The sequence below is a fragment of the Halobacteriovorax sp. JY17 genome (assembly GCF_002753895.1).
Classification (GTDB): Bacteria; Bdellovibrionota; Bacteriovoracia; order Bacteriovoracales; family Bacteriovoracaceae; genus Halobacteriovorax.
This window is the reverse complement of sequence record NZ_NJER01000003.1, coordinates 261,857-282,041: the sequence shown is the minus strand read 5'-3', so window position 1 is coordinate 282,041 and position 20,185 is coordinate 261,857. Positions and strand designations below refer to the sequence as shown.

Annotated in this window: 20 protein-coding genes; 11 read left to right on the top strand and 9 right to left on the bottom strand. The window is 33.4% G+C overall.

What is annotated here, in order from left to right; genetic code table 11:
* Positions 1-10: 10 nt before the first annotated feature.
* The 6 genes from CES88_RS13765 (at position 11) to CES88_RS13740 (ending at position 8,006) form a co-directional block, all read left to right on the top strand.
* Positions 11-1,021 (top strand): medium chain dehydrogenase/reductase family protein, encoded by a 1,011-nt coding sequence (locus CES88_RS13765; RefSeq protein WP_290735496.1) that lies wholly within the window; start codon positions 11-13, stop codon positions 1,019-1,021.
* A gap of 98 nt (positions 1,022-1,119) precedes the next feature.
* The gene (locus CES88_RS13760) at positions 1,120-1,566 is read left to right on the top strand and encodes a tail fiber domain-containing protein (protein WP_290735493.1); all 447 of its coding nucleotides are present in this window, start codon (positions 1,120-1,122) and stop codon (positions 1,564-1,566) included.
* Between the two features lie 95 nt (positions 1,567-1,661).
* Positions 1,662-3,338, top strand: a complete 1,677-nt coding sequence (locus CES88_RS13755) for a carbamoyltransferase C-terminal domain-containing protein (protein ID WP_290735490.1) — start codon at positions 1,662-1,664, stop codon at positions 3,336-3,338.
* Positions 3,325-4,716: a glycosyltransferase gene (locus CES88_RS13750; protein WP_290735487.1), complete on the top strand. Its 1,392-nt coding sequence runs from the start codon at positions 3,325-3,327 to the stop codon at positions 4,714-4,716. Before CES88_RS13755 ends, CES88_RS13750 begins: the two co-directional genes overlap by 14 nt.
* Complete coding sequence (locus CES88_RS13745) at positions 4,709-6,076, top strand: glycosyltransferase (protein ID WP_290735484.1); 1,368 nt, start codon at positions 4,709-4,711, stop codon at positions 6,074-6,076. The genes CES88_RS13750 and CES88_RS13745 overlap by 8 nt, the downstream gene beginning before the upstream one ends.
* The gene (locus tag CES88_RS13740; RefSeq protein ID WP_290735482.1) at positions 6,069-8,006 is read left to right on the top strand and encodes an aminotransferase class I/II-fold pyridoxal phosphate-dependent enzyme; all 1,938 of its coding nucleotides are present in this window, start codon (positions 6,069-6,071) and stop codon (positions 8,004-8,006) included. Before CES88_RS13745 ends, CES88_RS13740 begins: the two co-directional genes overlap by 8 nt.
* On the opposite strand, the gene CES88_RS13735 is transcribed toward CES88_RS13740, so the two are convergent.
* Positions 7,988-8,344, bottom strand: a complete 357-nt coding sequence (locus CES88_RS13735) for a hypothetical protein (RefSeq protein ID WP_290735480.1) — start codon at positions 8,342-8,344, stop codon at positions 7,988-7,990. The genes CES88_RS13740 and CES88_RS13735 overlap by 19 nt on opposite strands.
* 21 nt (positions 8,345-8,365) lie before the next feature.
* On the opposite strand from CES88_RS13735, the gene CES88_RS13730 reads away from it, so the two are divergent.
* Both CES88_RS13730 and CES88_RS13725 read left to right on the top strand, forming a co-directional pair.
* Positions 8,366-9,145 (top strand): ABC transporter permease, encoded by a 780-nt coding sequence (locus tag CES88_RS13730; protein WP_290735479.1) that lies wholly within the window; start codon positions 8,366-8,368, stop codon positions 9,143-9,145.
* 43 nt (positions 9,146-9,188) lie between these two features.
* Positions 9,189-9,914 carry an ATP-binding cassette domain-containing protein gene (locus tag CES88_RS13725; protein WP_290735476.1) on the top strand — a complete coding sequence of 242 codons (726 nt, stop codon included), beginning with the start codon at positions 9,189-9,191 and terminating at the stop codon, positions 9,912-9,914.
* Here CES88_RS13725 and CES88_RS13720 read toward each other — a convergent pair.
* From CES88_RS13720 to CES88_RS13710, 3 genes are read right to left on the bottom strand one after another with little or no spacing between them, the layout of a single operon-like run.
* Positions 9,911-10,843, bottom strand: a complete 933-nt coding sequence (locus tag CES88_RS13720) for a hypothetical protein (RefSeq protein ID WP_290735473.1) — start codon at positions 10,841-10,843, stop codon at positions 9,911-9,913. The two genes, CES88_RS13725 and CES88_RS13720, sit on opposite strands and share 4 nt — an antisense overlap.
* Positions 10,836-12,119, bottom strand: coding sequence for a glycosyltransferase family 4 protein (locus tag CES88_RS13715; RefSeq protein WP_290735470.1), 1,284 nt, complete (start codon positions 12,117-12,119; stop codon positions 10,836-10,838). The genes CES88_RS13720 and CES88_RS13715 overlap by 8 nt, the downstream gene beginning before the upstream one ends.
* A complete protein-coding gene (locus tag CES88_RS13710; RefSeq protein ID WP_290735467.1) occupies positions 12,110-12,391 on the bottom strand; it encodes a PqqD family protein in 282 nt (93 codons plus the stop codon). Before CES88_RS13710 ends, CES88_RS13715 begins: the two co-directional genes overlap by 10 nt.
* Before the next feature lie 139 nt (positions 12,392-12,530).
* Here CES88_RS13710 and CES88_RS13705 point away from each other — a divergent pair, with 139 nt between their 5' ends.
* On the top strand, positions 12,531-13,931 hold the full coding sequence (locus tag CES88_RS13705; RefSeq protein WP_290735465.1) for a twitch domain-containing radical SAM protein: 1,401 nt from the start codon (positions 12,531-12,533) through the stop codon (positions 13,929-13,931).
* A gap of 8 nt (positions 13,932-13,939) precedes the next feature.
* Positions 13,940-14,869, top strand: coding sequence for a hypothetical protein (locus CES88_RS13700; RefSeq protein WP_290735462.1), 930 nt, complete (start codon positions 13,940-13,942; stop codon positions 14,867-14,869).
* Here CES88_RS13700 and CES88_RS13695 read toward each other — a convergent pair.
* Positions 14,855-15,475, bottom strand: coding sequence for an START domain-containing protein (locus tag CES88_RS13695; RefSeq protein ID WP_290735459.1), 621 nt, complete (start codon positions 15,473-15,475; stop codon positions 14,855-14,857). The two genes, CES88_RS13700 and CES88_RS13695, sit on opposite strands and share 15 nt — an antisense overlap.
* Before the next feature lie 73 nt (positions 15,476-15,548).
* On the opposite strand from CES88_RS13695, the gene CES88_RS13690 reads away from it, so the two are divergent.
* Positions 15,549-17,084 carry a carbon-nitrogen hydrolase family protein gene (locus tag CES88_RS13690; RefSeq protein ID WP_290735457.1) on the top strand — a complete coding sequence of 512 codons (1,536 nt, stop codon included), beginning with the start codon at positions 15,549-15,551 and terminating at the stop codon, positions 17,082-17,084.
* Here the strand turns inward: CES88_RS13690 and CES88_RS13685 are convergent.
* Genes CES88_RS13685 through CES88_RS13670 form a run of 4 tightly spaced genes read right to left on the bottom strand, consistent with a single transcriptional unit; the run spans position 17,081 to position 20,152 of the window.
* Entirely contained in the window at positions 17,081-17,437 is a 357-nt protein-coding gene (locus tag CES88_RS13685; RefSeq protein WP_290735455.1) for a hypothetical protein, read from the bottom strand. The genes CES88_RS13690 and CES88_RS13685 overlap by 4 nt on opposite strands.
* Before the next feature lie 36 nt (positions 17,438-17,473).
* Positions 17,474-17,965 (bottom strand): elongation factor P hydroxylase, encoded by a 492-nt coding sequence (locus tag CES88_RS13680; protein WP_290735452.1) that lies wholly within the window; start codon positions 17,963-17,965, stop codon positions 17,474-17,476.
* Between the two features lie 44 nt (positions 17,966-18,009).
* A complete protein-coding gene (locus tag CES88_RS13675) occupies positions 18,010-19,146 on the bottom strand; it encodes a twitch domain-containing radical SAM protein (RefSeq protein ID WP_290735449.1) in 1,137 nt (378 codons plus the stop codon).
* Positions 19,139-20,152, bottom strand: a complete 1,014-nt coding sequence (locus tag CES88_RS13670; RefSeq protein ID WP_290735446.1) for an SPASM domain-containing protein — start codon at positions 20,150-20,152, stop codon at positions 19,139-19,141. The genes CES88_RS13675 and CES88_RS13670 overlap by 8 nt, the downstream gene beginning before the upstream one ends.
* Positions 20,153-20,185: the final 33 nt, after the last annotated feature.

Genomic DNA, 20,185 nt, shown 5'->3' with positions numbered 1-20,185 from the left:
TGAGGATTAATTGGAGAAAGATTGGTTTTATACATACCTTAATGGGAAGTTTGTCAAAAAAGATAGGAAAGTTCCTATCAAACTCAATCATAATGAAGTTCTTGTAAAACCAATGTCTGTTGGAATTTGTGGGTCTGACTTATACGCGATCAAGCACAATGAAGGAGAATCTCCTATAGGACACGAATGGGTTGGAAAGATTGTTGAGGTTGGAGATTCTATTAAAAATTATTCAGTTGGTGAAATAGTTACCTCCTCTGCAAATTATTGCTGCCAAAAGTGTCGAGCTTGCTTGAGTGAGGATTGGAGCGAGTGTACGGGACGCAAACTTTTGGGAACAGATAGTATTAGTGTAATTTCCAGCCATGTTAAAGTTCATAAAAGTGACCTCGTAAAATTACCTCAGGAGCTATCTATTGAGGCTCAGGTTTTACTGGAAGTTGCTTTTATTGGAGACCTTTCATATATGCACGCAAAGAAAATCGGATTAACTGAATGTGATAAAATTGCTATTTTCGGAGCAGGTCCAATTGGTATATTTTCTTATTTAGCATTGAAGCACAGAGGTTATGAACCGATTCTTGTTGAGAAAAGTCAGGTGCGAGTTGATAATGCAAAGAAGCTAGGTTTAAATGTTGAAAATTTTGCGAGCTTCTTAATCGGAGGAACAAACTTTTCAAAATATGACACAGTTATAGATTGTACTGGAGACGGAGCAGGTGGAACTGGACTGTTGCCTCACGCGCATTTATTTCCTAAAAGGTCTGGGTCGATCGTAATTATAGGAAAGTATTTTGACGCTAAATTAGACAATAATTCTTTTTATAAACAAAATCTAAGAGTTAGCTGGCTTGGACATCATGGTGTAGAAGAATTTAGACAGTCAGTAAAATTTTGGACTCCAATAATTGAGAAATATGCAAAGAGTTTAGTGAGAGTCTTTCCTTTTTCAGAGGTTGAAAAGGCCTTTGAGGTAGGGCTAAAAAGAGAGCATACTAAGTGCATCTTGTTGGATAAATAGCCTAACTTGTTGATTTTGTTTGATTTTTCTGTTTTTAGAATTAGTGGAGTTGTGTTACAATAACACCTATAAACTATATTATATTTATGGAGATAATTATGTCAGAAAATAATCAAGATAAGAAAGATGAGCTAGATTATTACTTTGGAGGGATTCAAGAATTTAGTCTTGAAGAGATTGAATCTGAAGTTTTAAACGAAAGTGTGTACCTTGATGTTTTTGCTGGATCAGATCCGAGCTTTAAAGAAAACGTAACGACGTTTAATAATGGTTTGGATTTAATTAATAAATTAAATGTTTATGAATATGATTATAAGGTTGAAGAGTTTCCAAAGTACAAATTCTCATCAGATCATCAAATTGGTCTTATGGCCGATGAACTTGAAGGAATTCTTCCGGGAATGGTTGTTACTGATACTGATGGAAAGAAGTTAGTTGATTATTCAAAGCTAACTCCAGTCTTAACTAAGGCCATTCAACAATTAACTGAAACTGTGCAAGAACAGCAAAAAGTAATTGATGATTTAAGAAAGAAAATAAATTAATTCGTTTAGCCTTCTCTATCCAAGGAGAAGGCTGAAATTCCCTACTTACCCTTTAATTCGTTCGTATTTGTCAAAAAATTCAAAATAGAAAAACGATGGAAACAATAAAAAAGAAATTAGATTGTGATTTAATAGGGGTTGGAAAAACTCTCTATAATTCATCTTGCGCCTATTATGATGGGAGTAGGATGGAGGTCTTAATTTCTGAGAGGTATAATAAGAAAAAGTACTCTGGAGAGTGGCCCTGGCGTAGCTTAGAATTACTAAAGAGCCAGATTGACCGTTACGTGGCTGCAGAATGTCGAGACGTTCTAACGGCCAAAAGATTTGAGCTGGCCCTTGAAAACTACTCACCTTTTAGTGAATTCATTGAATCAAAAGATCTTGCCGATTTCAAATCAACAGATAAGATTATTTCTCTATCTCATCATTATGCTCACGCCTTATGTGGTTTAACATTTTCTAATGTTGAGAGTGCTGTTATTTGTGTGATTGATGGGGCAGGAACAAATGCCGAAAACTTCTCAGAGCTCGTTAGTTTGGAGAGTGAGAGTAAGTTTATATCTACTGGGAAGTCCTATGAGGGAGTTTCATTTTACTTATATGAGAATAACTCTCTTCGGTGTTTAGCTAAGAGTTTCTTTCCTTTTTATTCTTTGGAAAAACCTAATAAAGTAGTTTCAAATAGTCCCGGAATGTTATTTGAATATGTGTCGGAAGTGATATTCAACTCAAAACATGATGCTGGAAAAGTTATGGGGCTTTCTGTCTTTGAAGAGCCTATAGAATACGCTTCAGTAGAAGAATTCTTAAAAGATATTAAATGGGAGAAGTCATTCTTGGGTTCATCAAAGGAATCTTGGGAGAACTCCATTCATCTTGACTATTACAAGAAACTAGCGGCAAGTGCTCAGAGATTATTAGAGAAAATAATTCTAAAAGAAGTTATGAATTATTCAAATCATTCAGATAATTTAATTCTAGTTGGTGGCGCAGCGATGAACTGTGTTAATAATATGAAATTAGTGGAGAACTCTTCTTTTAAAAGAGTTGAAGTGGCGCCATGTCCTGGTGACGATGGGATCTCCATTGGATTAGTTCAGTATTTATATTTTCTAAAAGAAAGAAAGTATTTTAAGCTTTCTTCTCCTTTTTTAGGAAGAGACACTGCTTACATTAATGAAGAAAAAATTCAAAGTGTTTTTAAAAACTTTAAAATTAAAAATTTTGGAAGTGATATCATTGAATACACTGCAAATTTATTAGAACAAGGGAAGATCTTAGGTTGGTTTCAAGGAAGATCTGAAATTGGGGCTCGAGCCCTGGGAAACAGAAGTATTATTGCTCGGGTAGATAGAAAAGGTCTTAAGTCTTATTTAAATGAGAATATAAAGTTTAGAGAAGCCTTTAGACCCTATGCTTGCAGCTGCTTAAAAGAGTACTCACATCATTATTTTGAAGTTGATGAGAAGTTTAGAAGTCCATATATGTCTTTTACGATTCCAATAAAAAAAGAATGGAGAGAATCTTTTCAGGAGGTTTTGCATATAGATGGAACTTCAAGAGCACAGTTTGTAAGTCCAGATATTAATAAGAAATATCACGAGTTAATATCTGCAGTAGGAGATAAGACAGGAGTTTATTCTGTTTTAAATACAAGTTTAAATGTTATGGGGCAGCCAATTGTTGAGACATTAGAAGATTTACTCTTATTCTTTGAGACTTCAAATGTGGATGGGGTAGTTATAGGAGATTTCTTTGTCACAAGATAGGACGATGTTGATACTAACATCGGCACAGAACTTTTCTTGGTTTAGTATGACGGAGATAATTCCCGAGATTGAAAAGTTATGGGAAGAGATAGCAGAAAAGAACAATTATAAAGTTTTAAAAATAAATGTAGATAAAGCATCAGTTAAAGAAATTATCATAAAAGGGATTAAATCAAACCTTATTCTTGTAACGTGTTTCAATCTGAAAATATCGTGGGCCTTGAAAATACTTCGGACTAAAATGGAAATCCATGCACCTTTGAAATTCTATGTTCATGGAATGAGTACTGTTGGTTTATGGCCACTTGTATTTTGGGAATGGGATACTATTTGGAATAAGAACGATTCCTTTATTGTTTCATGTCAAAGAGATGTTAAAATTTTAAAAGATAAATTTAAGAATATAAATGTAGAATATCTTCCTTTTTCGGCACCTGAGAATATTTCTATTATAAATAGAAAAGATCAATTTAAACGACGTTCATTTTATTATATTGGTAGGATATCAGAGCAAAAAAACCTTCACACACTTCTATATGCATTCTCTAAGCATTTGATTCAAGAGAAAAGTTCGTTGCTGACAATTTTTGGTCGGGAAGATGAATTAGGGTCTCCAAATATGGGAATCCCAAGTATTAATTATAAGTCTTATTTAGAAAACTTAAGTCAAGAATTAGGTATAGAAAAAAGTATCTCTTTCAAGGGGTTTGTTCCGAGAGAAGAAATTAAAAACCTAATACCCGAAGGAAAGAAAGTCTTTATATCAAGTTCTCTACATTCTGATGAAAACTTTGGAATGGCGGTCCTTCAAGCATTGCGGTTTGGGCATAAGGCAATTATATCTAATTGGGGTGGTTATGCAGACTTTAAGGAGCACTATCGTTATCAAGTAAGTCTTGTCGATGTGGAACATGGTGACTTTGGTCCATATATTAATACTAAACAATTAATTACAGAAATGAATTTAATAGATTTAAAGGAAATAGATCCTGATAGAACGACTTTCTTTGAGAGAGGTCACATTGCGAATAGATATAAACTAAAGCTTTTTGAAGAAAATAAAGAAACGTGCGATTTTTCTTTTGCTCGAGAAATAGTAAATATCAGAAAAGAATTCTCAAGTGATATAATGAGCTCAAAGATATTTAACGACTATAGAGACGAGCTTTATCATTATTTTAGTAAGAAATACTCTTCATCTTCAAAGAAAGAATTTAGTGCGAAAGAAGAAGATTTATTTCCTTGGGTGAAAGTAGAAGAGCCTAGAGTTTTAATTAATGATCCACATAAAGGAATATTGGAGCTAGAATTTGAGGTGGGTAGCAAGAAAGAGAAGCTTCAAAGACTAGTAGAATTAGGGTGTGCGTTAAGTGACTAAGATAAAAAGAGACTCTATTCAAAATGATCCTTGTATAATTAGTATTAATACTTTGAGGGAGAGATGTGAGAATTTCTTTCTGGAAAATTCAAATTTAAAAAGTACTTGTCGAGTCTACATTGATGATCCATATGAACAAAGTTTAGGGTCAGATAAGAATGAAGTCGTCGACTTTATCTTATTTGGAAATGCTTTTAAAAAATTTTTTGAAAGTGGGAATTGGATAGGTAAAGAAATTCGAATTTGGGTTCTAAGTGAGTCGAATAAAAAAATTCTAGAATCTTATCTTGAGAATAGGGCCGAGGTGAATGTTATTCCACGGTATCTCCTATTCCCTGTAAAACAATCGCTTTTACCATTTTTAGTTGGAACTGAGCATACATTTGTTTTTGCTGGAAGATTGTCGGCACAAAAGAATATCGAATCTTTACTCTACTTTATTAAAAATTATAATGAAAAGTATAAGGTTAATTCTATTTTACAGCTTTATGGAGACTTTGAAGACACATATCACGAAGATTTAGGTCGAAGATTTCAGGAGTCTTATAGGACGAAGATACTTAAACTTGTCGACACATTGGATATTTCTCGAAGTGTTAAATTTCATGGAAGAGTTGAAAGAGATACTTGGATTAAATCAAATATTACAAACCCTGTTTTTATAAGTTTGAGCACTTTTGTGAGTGAGGACTTTGGTTGTGCTGTTGCGGAGGCTCAGCAAATAGGCTGGCCAGTAATCGTTTCTGAATATGGAGGACATCTTGATATTAGAGGGGAGAATATTCGTAAAGTTCCTGTGAGTTTTATTTGTAACTCTCATTATCCTCTGTCTCTTCAGTCTATTGTTTCGAATAAATTAGTAGACTCTTTAGAGAAACTTCCAATAGAAAAAGAAAAGCTAAATGTAGAAGATAGTGTAATAAAGCATGTTTCTTTAGATTTAATAGATGAGTGTCGAAGGAAGATGGCGCTTAAACTTGGAGCGAGCTTGTCCTTGATTCATAGCGATTATGTAGGAGCTTTTGCAGACACATCTCAGGGAGCAAGCTTCTTTTATAAAATTAAGTGCTATATGAAAAATCCCCAAAAACATATTTCAATTATTGCTTATGATTTTGATGAAAAGGACTTCTCTGAGGAGCAAATTAAATCCTTTAATTTAATTTATTCAAATCTGAACCTTTTAGAAGTTGGTGTCGAATTTATTTCGAGTAAGAATATCTTTTATAAAGATACTATGAAAATAATTTTAGAGAGCGAGAAAATTTATATCGTTAGAGATAGATTAAATAAAGAAGATCTAGATAGTTATTTAAAGAAAACACTTCATATTAGTACAGAGAGTATAGTTTATGAATAAACATCCTCTTGTCGTAGAAATTGAAATTAATTCTGGCTGTAACCTGTCTTGCTCATATTGTCCTAATTCTGTCGATGGATATCCAACGCAATTTGAAATGGAAAAATCTCTTTATACAAAATTGCTACGTCAATTGAGTATTAGAGAATATAAAGGAAAAATCTCTTTTGATTTTTACAATGAACCAATGATTGCTAAAAACTTTAATTGGTATATAGAAGAAGCAAAGAGGATCCTTCCAGATACCTTTTTAAGTCTTTATACAAATGGAACAAAGATTGGTTCAAAAGAATATCTTGAAGAAATTTTAAGTCAAGGTATTGGTGAAGTTATTATCACGAAGCATGAGCAGATAAAGAAATTACCAATTGAAAAATTCTATAGTGAGTTAGATTCCTTAACTCAAGCAAAGGTTTCTTTGCGGGGCTTTAAAGAGCTAAGCTTAACAAATAGAGGAGGCTCGCTTCAAATCAATAATAATATCTCAGGCAAAGGGAAGACTTGTAGTGTTCCCAGTCTAATGACAACAGTCACTTATGATGGAAACGTATTGCCGTGTTTTGAAGATGCTTATAGAACAGAAATCCTTGGCAATATTAATGAAGATAATATTATTGATATTTGGAACAACCATAAATTTTGTACTTTTAGAAATGATTTAAAAAGTGGCAATAGAGAAAAGTATAATATTTGTAAAAACTGCAATCGAATAGATTCTTGTGAAGGGCAAATCGCTATGGACAAACATTTTATAGATAAGAAAGAAGCTGAGGCGGTAACAGAATTACTTTTATCAGGAGATCTTTTTCGTTATCAAAAGGTGGATGGCCTTTGTCGTAAATTTGAAAAAGACTTTGCTCAAAAGATAGGGGTTAAATACGCACATCTTGTAACAAGTGGGACGAATGCTCTCGTATGCGCCTTGATTGCTGCAGGAGTAAAAGAAGGGGATGAAGTTTTAATTCCTGCTTATACTTTCGTCGCTACGGCAAGTGCAGTTCTGATGACGGGAGCAATTCCTGTTGTCTGTGAGGTAGATAAAAACTTACAGCTTGATTTGAATCACGCAAATAGTGTTGTTTCAGAGCGTACAAAAGCCATTATTCCTGTTCATATGGATGGCTTTGCTTGTGATATGAAGAAGGTACAAGATTTCTCAAGAGAAAGGGGATTGATTATCGTTGAAGATGCCTGCCAATCTCTTGGAGGGAAATATGACGATAAGTTTCTTGGAAGCATCGGAGATTTTGGATGTTTTTCTTTTAATAAGGATAAAATTCTAACTTCGGGTGATGGAGGGATTGTTGTTACAAACTCTCTTGAAATGTATGAAAAAATTTGTTGTATATCAGATGGAGCATTTAGCTTTAGTCCACATCATCAAGAGTTCTTTAATGAGTATAGGCCTGCATTAGGATTTTCGATGCGAGTTAGTGAGATCACTGGGGCCATTTTAAATATTCAATTAGCTAAGTTAGATATGATTCTCTTAAAATATAGAGAGAGAAAGGCCATCTTGCAAAAAGCTCTGGAAGAAAACCAATATGTACAAATTCCATTTGGCTCTGATCGAAGCGGAGATTGTGGAATAAATATATATATAAGCTGTGAAGATGCTGGGAAAAGTGCAGAGCTTGGGAAGGCCCTTAGAGATAAGAGAATTCCCGCAATACCTCCATCTCTTAGACCTGGTCATGTCGTATGGAAATGGGGAAAAATGCTTAATAAGGATGCATTCTTTGATAACACTCGAAACCCCTATGTAAAAACAAATATAAAGTATGATTATTCTGCATTTAATTTTATGTCTTCAATGGAAAATGTTTCAAAAACATTGAAAATGGAGGTTAATGTGCATTGGACAATTGAAGAAACTCATCGTTTTGCAGAACTCATTAAAGAATCTATTATTCAAACCTTTGAGAAGTAGTACCGCCAAAGAAATATAATCTTGTGTCGTAATTTGAGTTTAATGGGAATGATACCAAGAATATATTCATCTTTTATAGGAAGATCTACATCTGATGGATACTTTAGTGATCTGCTCATGTGTCCTTTTATGTTACCAGCAAGGTGCTTGCCCCAGTAGAAATGAGCATTAGGTCTGTCATTTTGCCAAAAAAGAATGATATCAAATTGTTTTAACTGATTTAAATTTACAGGTACAACGGTATACTTAGAGCCAACATTTAGGAGAGGCTCCATAGAATCTGACACTATTTTAATAAAAAATAATTTTTTCTCTTGAATTTCCTGCTTTATTGCCAAAAATTCACTATAATTATTTGTATGAATCATAATAGTAATCTGAAAGAGTTTTTTAATATTTCTCTTATTCTAACAAGAACACAGCTTAAGTCTAGATATAGATCCACTTTTGCTGGGGCAATATGGGTTATTATAAACCCAATCATTTTATTTTTAGCCCATGCTTTAATCTTCAAACAAATAATTAAGCTTGATATTCCTAATTACTTCATTTTCTTATTGGCAAGTCTAATACCCTGGACTTTTATTGTCGGCAATATAAATATGGTAATACCCTCTCTTGTAACAAATAGAGAGTTTCTAAACTCATTTAATATTAATCCTCTATCTCTTGTTGTCTCTACTGTTTTGGACAACTTTTTAAACTTTTGCATTAGTTTTTTAATAATAGGGATTGGAGTCTTTCTTCTCTTGGAAACTTCTTTTACTACTTCTATTTTTTTACTACCCTTTGCAATTATTAACTTACTTCTTTTTAATATGGGTATTTCAATTTTTCTTTCAACAGTACATGTTTTTTTTAGAGATACGCAGTACTTTATAAATTTTGTTAATGGCTTGATGTATTTATTAACACCTATTTTCTATCCTGTTGAGATGGTTCCGTCATGGGCAAAGGTATTTGTTGAAATAAATCCTTATTATATTATGATTCGACCTTTTCAATTGATTCTTAATAATTTTTCAAATACTTCTCTTGTTCAACCATTTCTTATTGCAACGATATTAGGAGTAGGAAGCTTTATTTTTGGTTTTTTGTTCTGGCAAAAAATGAAGGACGAAATATATGCAGTCCTTTAGGAGAACTATAGTTAAGATTGAAAATTTTTCTTTCAATTATGATATGAAGTTTTATCACAATAATAAAGATTTTAGACAGATCTTTGTTGAAGCTCTTAGCTCACCGATCAAATTCTTGACTCAGAAAAAACAAGTTAATCATGTATTAGACTCAATTAATCTTGAAATATTTGAAGGGGATCGTGTCGGAATTCTTGGAGTAAATGGAAGTGGTAAGTCTACTCTGTGTCGACAAATTGCAGGAATGGGGAAGAAGAATAATTTTGTAAAAACTTCAGATGTTAAAGCTATTTTAAATACAAATGTTGGAGCCTTTCCTGAACTTACGGGAAGAGAAAATATAGAGATTCTGGTACACCTACTTTATACCAACTTGTCAAAAGAGGAGAAGAGGAAAATTGTAGACGACGCAGTCTCCTTTAGTGAGATCGAAGAGTTTATTGACACTCCTTTTAAAAATTATTCAAAAGGAATGAAGGCCAGAACATTCTTATCAGCGATTTCTTCAACGCCTTCAGACCTACTCATTTTAGATGAGGTCTTCGATGGGGCAGATACTTTCTTTAGTACGAAAGTTGCTCAGAGGGTGAAGAAAATGATCGCTCTTTCCGGCGCCGTAATTTTTATTAGTCATGATTTAGAAAATATTCGAGAAATTTGCAATAGGGTTCTCGTGTTACATATGGGGCAAGTCATTTTCGATGGAGATGTTGTCGAAGGAATAAAGAGTTATCTCCTTAATTGTCGTCCTGAATTAAGTGAGATTTAACGATAAAAAATATTCTTATTTTCAAGTAGAGATTTAGAAAATTGATAAGCAGAATCAAAGTAGAATCTTCTCGTATTATTTACATTATTTAATTGCTCATAGTAATCACTTAGCTTGTACTCTCTATTGTTCTCATCTAGCCATTGGTATATTTCTAATGGATCAAATTCCCTTTTTTCTATATCTGCAATCTTTATCCCGGAGTGTGGACTGTCTTTAAATACGTCCACTTGCTGATATTCATAATTAATAGGAAGTATTCCATTTATAATTAAAATTCTACTTAGAAATGATTTTGAAAACATAATATTTGAATATTGGTCTTCATAGACGATACTATTTTTTTCGGAAAAACTAAAAATATCTTTATAAGACAAGTACTTAGATTTTAAATTGAATATTCTTTCGCAAGTAGAAACTTCACTATGAAAAATATCAGATTTTTTAGGAAGAGCTTCTCCACAAATAAATAATCTCTTTATATTATAGTCATTTGCTATCTTCTGAAGATTTTCTTCATTAATTGAGCTATTTCTAAAGGCGCTAACATAAACAAATGTATCAATATTTCTGTCAATTTTTGTTGTAACTGTATCGGTATAAAAGATGATGTTAGGAAGCCAGCTATTTGGAACAATATGAGAGAAACTTCTTCGAATAAGTATTTTAGTTAGTGTATTGTGAGGCTCTCTATAGAGATTAAAAAAGTGAATCAGGTCCATTATTCCATCTCTTGACTGAATAAAAGAGAAGTTATTTAAAGATTCTAGATTTTTAAAAGCGCTGAGAAATATAGGATTGAGTGAAGACATATAATCTTGAGCATTAGCTGTGTGAATATCTTCATAATCTTCTTGATTATCAATTAAATTTCTCCATCTATCGATAGTATTTAATAAGTAAATTTCATCAGCGGTTTGATTAAACATCTTTCTTCTCTACTTCAATATAGCTGTCATATAGATCATAATAGAGGTCTGAGTAATTGCCTCTGACTCCTGAGAATGGTGAATTTTTCGTTGCGCTAAACCTTGCACCTACTTTTGTCATGAGCTCAGTAAACCCATTGAATGGAGAAGTTTCAAGTTCTATTATTGAGTTCTTTAAGTTTTTCCTCATGATGTTCAAAGAGCATTCTTCTATTTGTTTTCTTTCTTTAGGACTAAAATTTTCTATAAAGTTTATTACTGTCTTAAATAAGCTTTTCTTGTCAGGCGAAGGACGGGAAGAGTTTGTACTGTTAAATGTCGTTTCAACAAGATAAGTTTTTGAAAAGTATTTCTTAAAACTAGAGTATCCACCCCAGTTAGTGAGGATAAGTGGAAGTCCAGTTGCTCCGGCCTCGCAGGGAGACATTCCAAAGTCTTCGTCATTGTGAGTGCTTAAACTAATAAAGCAATCTGAGGCGCAGTAGTATTGGTGAAGTTCATTAGAGTCTAGACTTCCTAGATAATGAACAAAATCAACGTTTGGAACTTGTTTCATCCAGCGAGTACAATAAGCGCCTTCTTGAGAATATTGTCCGATATAGGGAATACCAAGGTCATCAAATGGACCAGCGACTAAAAGCTTAAACTTTAATTGAAAAGTTCTCTTGAGCTCATTCATCATTGATATAAGTTCAATGACATTCTTCTGCATACTAAGGCGGCCGGTGTAAATAAAGACGAGCTCATTCTCGTGGATCTTAAGTCTTTCTCTCGTGGATTCTCTCATTTCTTGTGAGAAATGATGGGCACCATCTCTCAATGGAAAAAAGTGTGACTCAATATTCTTAGGGTTATTCAATAACTTATTTAGTAAATTCGCTTGAGCATCTGAAGCGCAAATAAACTTGATATTAAACTCTTTGAGCTGCTCTTCTGCACTTAACCATTCAGCAGCTTGAAGAGTAAAGTCTCCAAATATGTGAATGATAATGTCTGGTCTTTTCTTGGAAGTAATATATTTAGAAAATGATTTAATAATAGTTGCGGGACAAGGGAAGTGATCAATAAAAACTAATAAGTCTGACTCAAGTTGAGAGAGTTCATATCCCTTTTCAAAAGTAGAAAAAGGATCACTATCACTTAATTCTAAAGTATTTTGAATTTGAATCTCCGCTAGACCCGCGTAGAGATCGTAAAGATTCTGAGTAATGGTTTGGCAACTAGTCCAGCTAGAAACATCTCTTTGCCGAATTAAGGTGGCCTTCTTTATGCGCATAGAAGGTTATAGTCTCTCATTTTCTTTAATAGAGAGTTAATGTCATTTGTTATTTGATCTTCTTTTCCTGGAAATTTTTCAGTTAGAGATGTAAAGATCTCAGAAAGAGGCTTTCCTTTTTCAAGTTCTTTGTAGATCTCTGCTGCTATCCCATCAACTTTAAAGAATACGTCAGAGTTATCCATTTTCATCAAAATAACAGAACCGTTTTCATTTTTACGGCTTACAATTTCTTCTTGGAATTTAATCTTGATATTTTCAAATGTGCTCATAGTGATTTCCTATCTAATAAGTATTTAATAATATGTTAAGTAAATAGCGCAGTATTGTCAAAATGGGCGAATTTTTCAAGGAATAATATCTAAGTTATGGCATACTAAATATATGAAAATATAGGTTAGGTTTGGTGCCATGAGTGATGAGCGTGAAAAACATTTAAATTACCGGTGGAGTATTCTCGACAAAGTATCTCCAACAGTGTGTGGAGCAAAATGGTACAATGCGACAATCTGGCTGGGAATGGGTGGAACCACTAGTTGCCATCATCCTCCTTTTCATCAGATTGATTTAGAAGAAATTAAAACGAATCCGTCGGCAATACATAATACCAAAGAAAAGAAAGAACAGCGTCGTCAGATGCTTGATGGGGAGAGGCCAAAGGGCTGTGAATATTGCTGGACGTTGGAAGATCTCGGAGATGATGTTGTCAGTGATCGTGTCTATAAGAGCATTATCTATGATGACATGGAGATATTGGGCCTTAAGGAACTGGGTTCTCAAAAAGATATAGATCTTAAAACATTAGAAATTTCCTTTGATCGAAATTGTAATTTTGCTTGTTCATATTGCAACTCTAGCTTTAGTTCAAGATGGGCGCAGGAAATGAGACAGAAGGGACCTTTTGTTAATCTTATTCATGGAGATACTAAGGCCTTTAATCATAATGCAGATAAAGATTTTAAGTGGGAAAATGAAGAGCAGAATCCTGTTCTTGGAGCATTCTGGAGATGGTGGCCAAGACTTTCAAAGTCTCTTCAGGAATTGAGGGTCACTGGTGGTGAGCCTCTTTTGAGTCAGCAATTTTGGAAATTGCTACAAAAGATAATTGATGAAAAGCCAAATTTTTCTTTTGCTACTAACTCGAATTTAGGTGTTCCTGAAACATTGATTAATAAATTAATTGAACATAGTAAGAAAATTGAAGGCTTCGACCTCTATACGAGCTGTGAAACAATTGGTGAACACGCTGAGTATATTAGAGATGGACTTAAGTATGATTACTTTTGTCGAAATGTTGAAAAAATGATTCTAGAATCTGGTTTTAGGTCTGTTAATATCATGATGACTATTAATGCTTTAAGTATGTTTAGAATGACTGAGTTCTTAGATCAAATCCTAAAGTGGAAGAAGCTTTCAAATAAGACAGTAACGTTTACATTAAATATTTTGAGATTCCCGGCCTTCATGTCTTGCCTGACTCTTCCTGAGGAAATGAGAGAAAATTTCTCTAGGTCTCTTAAAAAGTGGACAACAGAGCATACAAAAGAATTGTTAGAGCATGAAATAGAGTCACTTGAGAGACTTTCTCATTATCTATCTAAGGCCGAGAAACCTCATCATAAGTCGATTGATAGACGAATTCTTGAAATAGATTTTAAGAACTTTTTCCTACAATATGATCAAAGAAGAGGGAAAGATATCACTTCAATCTTTCCAAATGAATTCTCAAATTGGTTTAATTCTATTAACGAAAAAGTTCCTAAAAAATACTTCTATGTTTTCTCTGATTCAGCGAATGAGAATGAAGAGTAAACTCTACTATGGATACTTTAAACCTTAAGAGAATATTTCATTTATTAGATAGCTCCTGTCTTAGAGGATTATTTTATTTTCCTTATTTCATTGCAGAGAAAATTGCCTGTTATAGTTTCTCTCAGATTGGAGCTAATGTTTGGGTAAGAAATAGCTACTTTTTAAGAACACTTGTTGTTGGAATTAGCGATCTCGACATCTCTATTCAACTTCTAGAGCCTCCTACGACTTTACAAATAAAAAAGATAAAAGCGAAGTATCGTCTCCTTAAGACTTTCTTTCCTTTTTTGGGAGAGATAAATATTTATCTTAAAAGAGATGAAGCTATATTTAATGTCTTTAATCGTCTTGAAATGAATAGAGATCCTTATTTAAGAGAAATTGGAAGTGATCAACAAATAATAAGTGAGTATCAAAAACTTGTCTTTATCCTCAGAATGTTTGAAGCAGATAGGGAAAACTTATATAAGTATCCCCATTATAGACAGAAAAAATGGGTGTCTCACTTTCACGCTATTGGATTAGAGAGTATTGATTATGTAACCGCTGATGACATTGTTAATTACTTATCTGAGAGTATTTCGAAAGATAAGAGATACTCTCTGGCACTAAATAAGTTTTTAGAGTCAGGAAGGTATCACTTTTCTATATCGAGAGAGTCCATTATTCTCTTTCCTCATCGTTGGGCAGTTTGGGTCAATGTGAATGGAGGTTTAGAGGAGGAGTATCAGAAACTAGCGCTAACCACTGAAGAGAGAAAAATAATTCAAGAAATGATAAAGTGGGAAGTCATGGGACTTTATACTCAGATATACTTGATAGAAGAGAGTCAAAATATAGAATTCTATTTAGATCTTCTAAAGAGAATGAATCTATTAATTTCAAGTGATGAATCAAGTCAGATTGATTTAGTAATTGATAGATTAATTAGAGCTTAGCTTTATCTCATCACTTTGATTTATGTACTTTTCAAGACCTTGAATAAACCTCAGAGGCCATTTCTTTTGAATGAGATTTGTTAGCCAAATTGGCATCCATCCCTTAAAATCTCCACGGAACCTGAAATCTATAAATGTTGTATTGTTTCCATTGTCTTCAATTGTAATATCCAGAAATTTAACATCAGCTTGAATATGATCCCTTGAGGAAAGATTTGAGTTATTAATAGAGTGGGCCTTCAGTATAAATTTCTTACTATTAACTCTGTCTAATTTTCCTTGTAGAAGAAATTCTCTATCCGTCGCTGGCCATGGGGTTTTATAATATTCTGAAATGGTCATTTCATATTCAGAGATTTTTTTGTGAACTTTGACATCCTTTAATTTTGGAGACCAAATATTCTTATTTTTTAAATCCATTAGGGCGTTTAAAACATCTTGGATTGGCGCGCTGATTGTTCCAATTGCTCTAAAAGGAAGTATTCCAGATTCAGCTGGTTTTGAATAAATACTGATATTACTTTCAGTGTGGATTTTCTCCCATCCTTCTAAAGAATAGGTTGAAAGCGTAAAGAATAAGGTAAAAACTAAAATTAAACTTTTCATAATGATTTTATAAAATAAATCGTGCTAAAATTTGTCATCGTTAAGTAGAAAAAGGGTATTTCCTAGGAAATTTATGAAAAGTGATATGAAGCTAGAGGTTCGACAAGCAGAAGTTACCGATATTAAAGGGATAATGTCTTTAATAAAAAAGGCCTATAGAGATCTTGAGGACTATTCAAAAGATATTATTAGAGGTCAAATCACTAACTTTCCAGAGGGTCACTTTGTCGCAACGATGAATGATGAAATCGTTGGATACAGTGCAAGTATTCTGCTTAAAGAGCAGGTTGTTTTGGCCCCCCATACTTGGATTAGTATAACTGGTGGAGGTTATGGTTCCACTCACGATGAAGATGGAGACTATCTCTATGGCTATGAAGTTTGCGTTGATCCAGATATCCGAGGACATCGAATAGGACAACGTTTCTATAATGCAAGAAAGAGATTGGTGCAATTTTATAGGCTAAAAGGAATTGTATTCGCCGGAAGAGTGCCAAATTTCAAGAAGAAGAGAAAACAAGTTCCAAATATTGAAGAGTATGTAGAAAAAGTAATAAATAAAGAAATAAAAGATTCGTCATTAGGATTTCAACTTAGAAATGGTTTTGAAGTTATTGGAATACTAAAAGATTATCTTCCTTCTGATAAAGCGTCGTTGGGTTATGGTATTCATTTAAAATGGAGTAACCCTGGATTTAACGAAGTTCCAAAAAGCGATAAAGGACCAATAGAGCAAAATGTTGTTAGAGTTGTCTGTGTCCAATATCAACAAAGAGGAATTAAGAGCTTTGAGGAATTCGAAAGTCTCGTTGAGTATTATGTTGATGTGACTGCTGACTACCGTGCAGACTTTGTATTATTTCCAGAGCTTTTTACAATGCAGTTACTCTCTATTAAAAATGAAGAGATCGCTCCTAATGTCGCAATCGAGCATATGACAAGTTACACAGAGCAGGTGAAAGAACTCTTTAGGAGATTGGCGGTAAAATATAACGTAAATATTATTGCAGGATCTCATCCGACAAAAGTGGACGATAAAGTTCGAAATATAAGTTATATCTGCTTGAGAGATGGGCAAGTTCACGAACAAGCTAAAATTCATCCAACTCCTGATGAAAAATATTGGTGGAGTATTGAGGGTGGTGAGGAAGTTAAAGTCATTGATACAGATTGTGGGCCGATTGGTGTTCTTATTTGTTATGATTCTGAATTTCCTGAGCTTTCAAGACATTTGGCAAACCAAGGAGTGAATATACTCTTCGTTCCTTTCTTAACAGATAATAGACAAGCTTATTGTAGAGTGAAGTATTGCTGTCAGGCGAGGGCTGTTGAAAATCAAATGTATGTGGCAATGGCCGGCAATGTTGGAAACCTTCCTAGAGTTCACAATGTCGATATTCAGTATGCACAGAGTTGTATTTTAACTCCATGTGATTTTCCTTTTGCTAAGGATGGAGTAGCTGCAGATACAACTCCTAATGTAGAGATGGTTGCAATTGCAGATCTAAGATTAGATATTCTTAGAGAAGCCCGACAATCTGGAGCAGTGAGAAACCTTAAAGATAGAAGACATGATCTCTATTCAGTTGTTTGGCATAATAAAGATTAATGCCCTTGAATAAGAGATGAAATCTTATCTAAGAATACTTCGGGTACATCAGTAGTATTGCAATTCATGACTATGTACCCTTCGCTCTTATGTTGAAATTTTGCGAAGTGTTGATCAAAGCGAAGTTCTCCATCGGAAAATGTTCTAACATTAATCTCATTGCCATTTATATTTTCTACGCTCATAGATTGATAAGTAAGAAATTCGGCTTCTTGATTATGTGGGTTTATTTTAATCCATGAATAAATTTTAGATTTATCCTTCTCATTTGAGAGATCACTTCTTTTGATTTCAGTCAGAATAACATTTTCGTTCATAAAGTAATAAAGGAGTTCAAAATTTCTCTTTTTCATTTATATAGTCTAAGCGAAATAGAGGAATAAATCTAATTAACAATAAAATTCTCTTAAGGCCTTGATGAATTGTCTCGCTCTTTTTGGAAATTTTGTTTGCTGATAGATATTAAATTGAATGTTAATATTTGAAATAAACTCATTTGAGTTATGATTTTCTAAGACAAGATTGTCTATACTTGCTTTAAAAGAATAATTCGATGCGATACTGAAGGCCTTCTCGATAGCCTGAGGTTTTATCTCAACTTTTTCAAATTGAAGCTGTTTTTCTCGATTTCTACCGTCAGGCGAATACCAGTATCCATAATCGTCTTGCTGTCTTCTTTCTCTTCCGGCAAGGCTCCAGTGAGCAATTTCATGAAGAGCCGAGGCAAAGAAGTCTTCTCTGCAGTAAATAATATGCTCATGGTTTTTTAAAGATGATGCTTGATAAAAGGGCTCACCTGCGCCAAAGACAAGTTGTGTCTTATATTCATCGCGAAATAATTGATGAAAAATAATCTGTAAATCTCTTATGTCATGTTTCATATACTCGTATATACTTTAAATGAAGATCTACTGTCTAATAAGAATTATTTTAAGTAAGAAACTTCATCAAGTAGAGAAGTTTTTCTGAGTAGATCTAGTTTCCTATGATGCATAATCAACTCTAGTAGAAGGTGGCTTGGGTTAGGCCTTAAATTCTTTAAAAGAGATTCTAAATCTTCTTTCTTTTTAATATTGAATGAATTTATATCTAAGTTATCTAAATACTTTAGGTTATCATTTTGAAATTTTGAGAGTTTTTCTTTAGGTAAATTCTCAATCATATAAATCGTTGGGCTTGATACTAAAGTAAAACTTGGAAATAGCTCTAGTTTACTTGATAGAAAATAATCTATAAGTTGTGGAATGTGATCAAAGTTTAAAATACTTAAGACTGTATGGACATTAACTTCAAAATTATTATGTTGAGATGTTTTCTCTATTAACTCTTGGTAGTTTTTATTAATAGTCTTCCAATTTGATGGGAATCTAATATATTCGGCCCGACTCTCAATGGCATCAATACTGATAATAAACTCTACTCTTTTAAATTTATCAATATAATTGAGAATCCAGTCAGTAGAAATTGTGAGATTCGAAAAAACTCTTAGAGTAATTGTATTAGTATGATCTAGAAGAATAAGATCATCTAAAAAATCTACTACATTCTTGGATAGAGCAGGTTCTCCGCCTGAGATAACGATGAGAGAGTCGTCCCCAAGTTTACTGAGAGCGAGAGACTTAAATTTATTGAACTTTTCTTGAAATTCTTTAGCGTTTAGACCTGTTCGTTCAAAAGGTATATCAAGTTTTTTAAATTCTTTTTCAATCTTATTTGAATAGATAGGTTTACAGGAGAAACATGAAAGATTACAGATGTTCTCAAAAGTAATGTCAATATACTTAAGGGCGTTAGTAGGAGAGTTGTCTTTGAAAAAATCTTGGTAAAAGTTTCTCGGAGAATATCCATTGCCTTCTTCAATATTAAAACATCCCATACAGTTTTTAGGGATTTCACCTTTTAAAGAAGAATTCTTAGCTTCTTTAAGTATTTTAAAATCAGCAAAGTCCCCCGAAAAAAACTCAGAGCTTCCTGTTTCATCGTGACAGCATAAACGCCTTCTTAATCCACTTTCAAGACTAAGAGCTCCATACCATAAGGGACAATCAAAACCTTTAGTCATGCTCTACTCTTTCCAGTTCTGGAAGGTCTTCGGCTACTTCCAAGAGAAAGTCTTTATCTTTAGATTTAATTATTTTTAAAGCGATATTATATATTTTTAGATTCTTAGTTTCACGGTAAATACAGAGGAAGTCTTTGACGATAGAAGCAAGCTTGCTATTTGGAAAGTTTAAAATAGAAAAATCACTTGGATCTCTTAGAAGCATTGGATAGAAAGCGACTTCTTCCTCTTTACAGAAATTAATTGCAGCTCGAACTTCATCATAATTATCTCTTTGAATTAAGAAATTACAAGTGAGATAGAATTTTTTTAAATCTCTTTCCTTTCGAATTTTTCTTAAAGTGTCTAAGGCCTTGTCTAAGTCTCCATTTACTCTGATTTCTTTAAATCTTTCTGGAATAAAACTATCAATGCTTACTGCTGCGGAATAAATATTTAAATGTTGTAATCTCTTTGCAAGTAAACGGTCAAAGTCGAAATGACCATTTGTTACAAAGCACCATCTAATACTTGGTTTTACCTTCATGACCAAATCGATTAAGCGGTAAGTATCCTTTACAACGAAAGGTTCACCACCAACAAGTTCAATTTCTTCAATATCTGGTAAGATACTTTCTTCGAGTTCTTTCCAGAAGGCTTCGTTAGTAAAACCTTGGTTTTCTTCACTTCTATTTGTACACATAATACATACGAGATTACAAAATGAATCGATCATTATATCAAGTCGTTTAATTTTAGTATCTTCTCTTTCTGTGTTTATATGATTGTGTAGCAGGTGACAGTTGTACTTGCCTTGCATCTCAGAACACGTTGAATTTGTACCAGCTTGGTGAGATTGTCTGAACGAAGTTGCTAATTCTCCATTCCAGATTTCTTTCATGGAGGATTCTTTAATATTGCCGATCGATTCACGACCTTGAATAAATCCACAAGGATAAACCTTACCGGAAGAATGTAAGTAAAGCTGACTAATTGCGATTGGGCACTGTTCATGCTTTTTCTTCAAAGAAATTCTCCTTAGTCTCAGTCGTCTTAACAA

What these genes read in the sequence shown, in the direction of transcription:
- CES88_RS13760 (WP_290735493.1), top strand. Translation starts at nt 1,120, where the DNA reads ATGTCAGAAAATAATCAAGATAAGAAAGATGAGCTAGATTATTACTTT.
- CES88_RS13755 (WP_290735490.1), top strand. Translation starts at nt 1,662, where the DNA reads ATGGAAACAATAAAAAAGAAATTAGATTGTGATTTAATAGGGGTTGGA.
- CES88_RS13740 (WP_290735482.1), top strand. Translation starts at nt 6,069, where the DNA reads ATGAATAAACATCCTCTTGTCGTAGAAATTGAAATTAATTCTGGCTGT.
- CES88_RS13730 (WP_290735479.1), top strand. Translation starts at nt 8,366, where the DNA reads ATGAATCATAATAGTAATCTGAAAGAGTTTTTTAATATTTCTCTTATT.
- CES88_RS13725 (WP_290735476.1), top strand. Translation starts at nt 9,189, where the DNA reads ATGAAGTTTTATCACAATAATAAAGATTTTAGACAGATCTTTGTTGAA.
- CES88_RS13720 (WP_290735473.1), bottom strand. Translation starts at nt 10,843, where the DNA reads ATGTTTAATCAAACCGCTGATGAAATTTACTTATTAAATACTATCGAT.
- CES88_RS13715 (WP_290735470.1), bottom strand. Translation starts at nt 12,119, where the DNA reads ATGCGCATAAAGAAGGCCACCTTAATTCGGCAAAGAGATGTTTCTAGC.
- CES88_RS13710 (WP_290735467.1), bottom strand. Translation starts at nt 12,391, where the DNA reads ATGAGCACATTTGAAAATATCAAGATTAAATTCCAAGAAGAAATTGTA.
- CES88_RS13705 (WP_290735465.1), top strand. Translation starts at nt 12,531, where the DNA reads ATGAGTGATGAGCGTGAAAAACATTTAAATTACCGGTGGAGTATTCTC.
- CES88_RS13700 (WP_290735462.1), top strand. Translation starts at nt 13,940, where the DNA reads ATGGATACTTTAAACCTTAAGAGAATATTTCATTTATTAGATAGCTCC.
- CES88_RS13695 (WP_290735459.1), bottom strand. Translation starts at nt 15,475, where the DNA reads ATGAAAAGTTTAATTTTAGTTTTTACCTTATTCTTTACGCTTTCAACC.
- CES88_RS13690 (WP_290735457.1), top strand. Translation starts at nt 15,549, where the DNA reads ATGAAAAGTGATATGAAGCTAGAGGTTCGACAAGCAGAAGTTACCGAT.
- CES88_RS13685 (WP_290735455.1), bottom strand. Translation starts at nt 17,437, where the DNA reads ATGAAAAAGAGAAATTTTGAACTCCTTTATTACTTTATGAACGAAAAT.
- CES88_RS13680 (WP_290735452.1), bottom strand. Translation starts at nt 17,965, where the DNA reads ATGAAACATGACATAAGAGATTTACAGATTATTTTTCATCAATTATTT.
- CES88_RS13675 (WP_290735449.1), bottom strand. Translation starts at nt 19,146, where the DNA reads ATGACTAAAGGTTTTGATTGTCCCTTATGGTATGGAGCTCTTAGTCTT.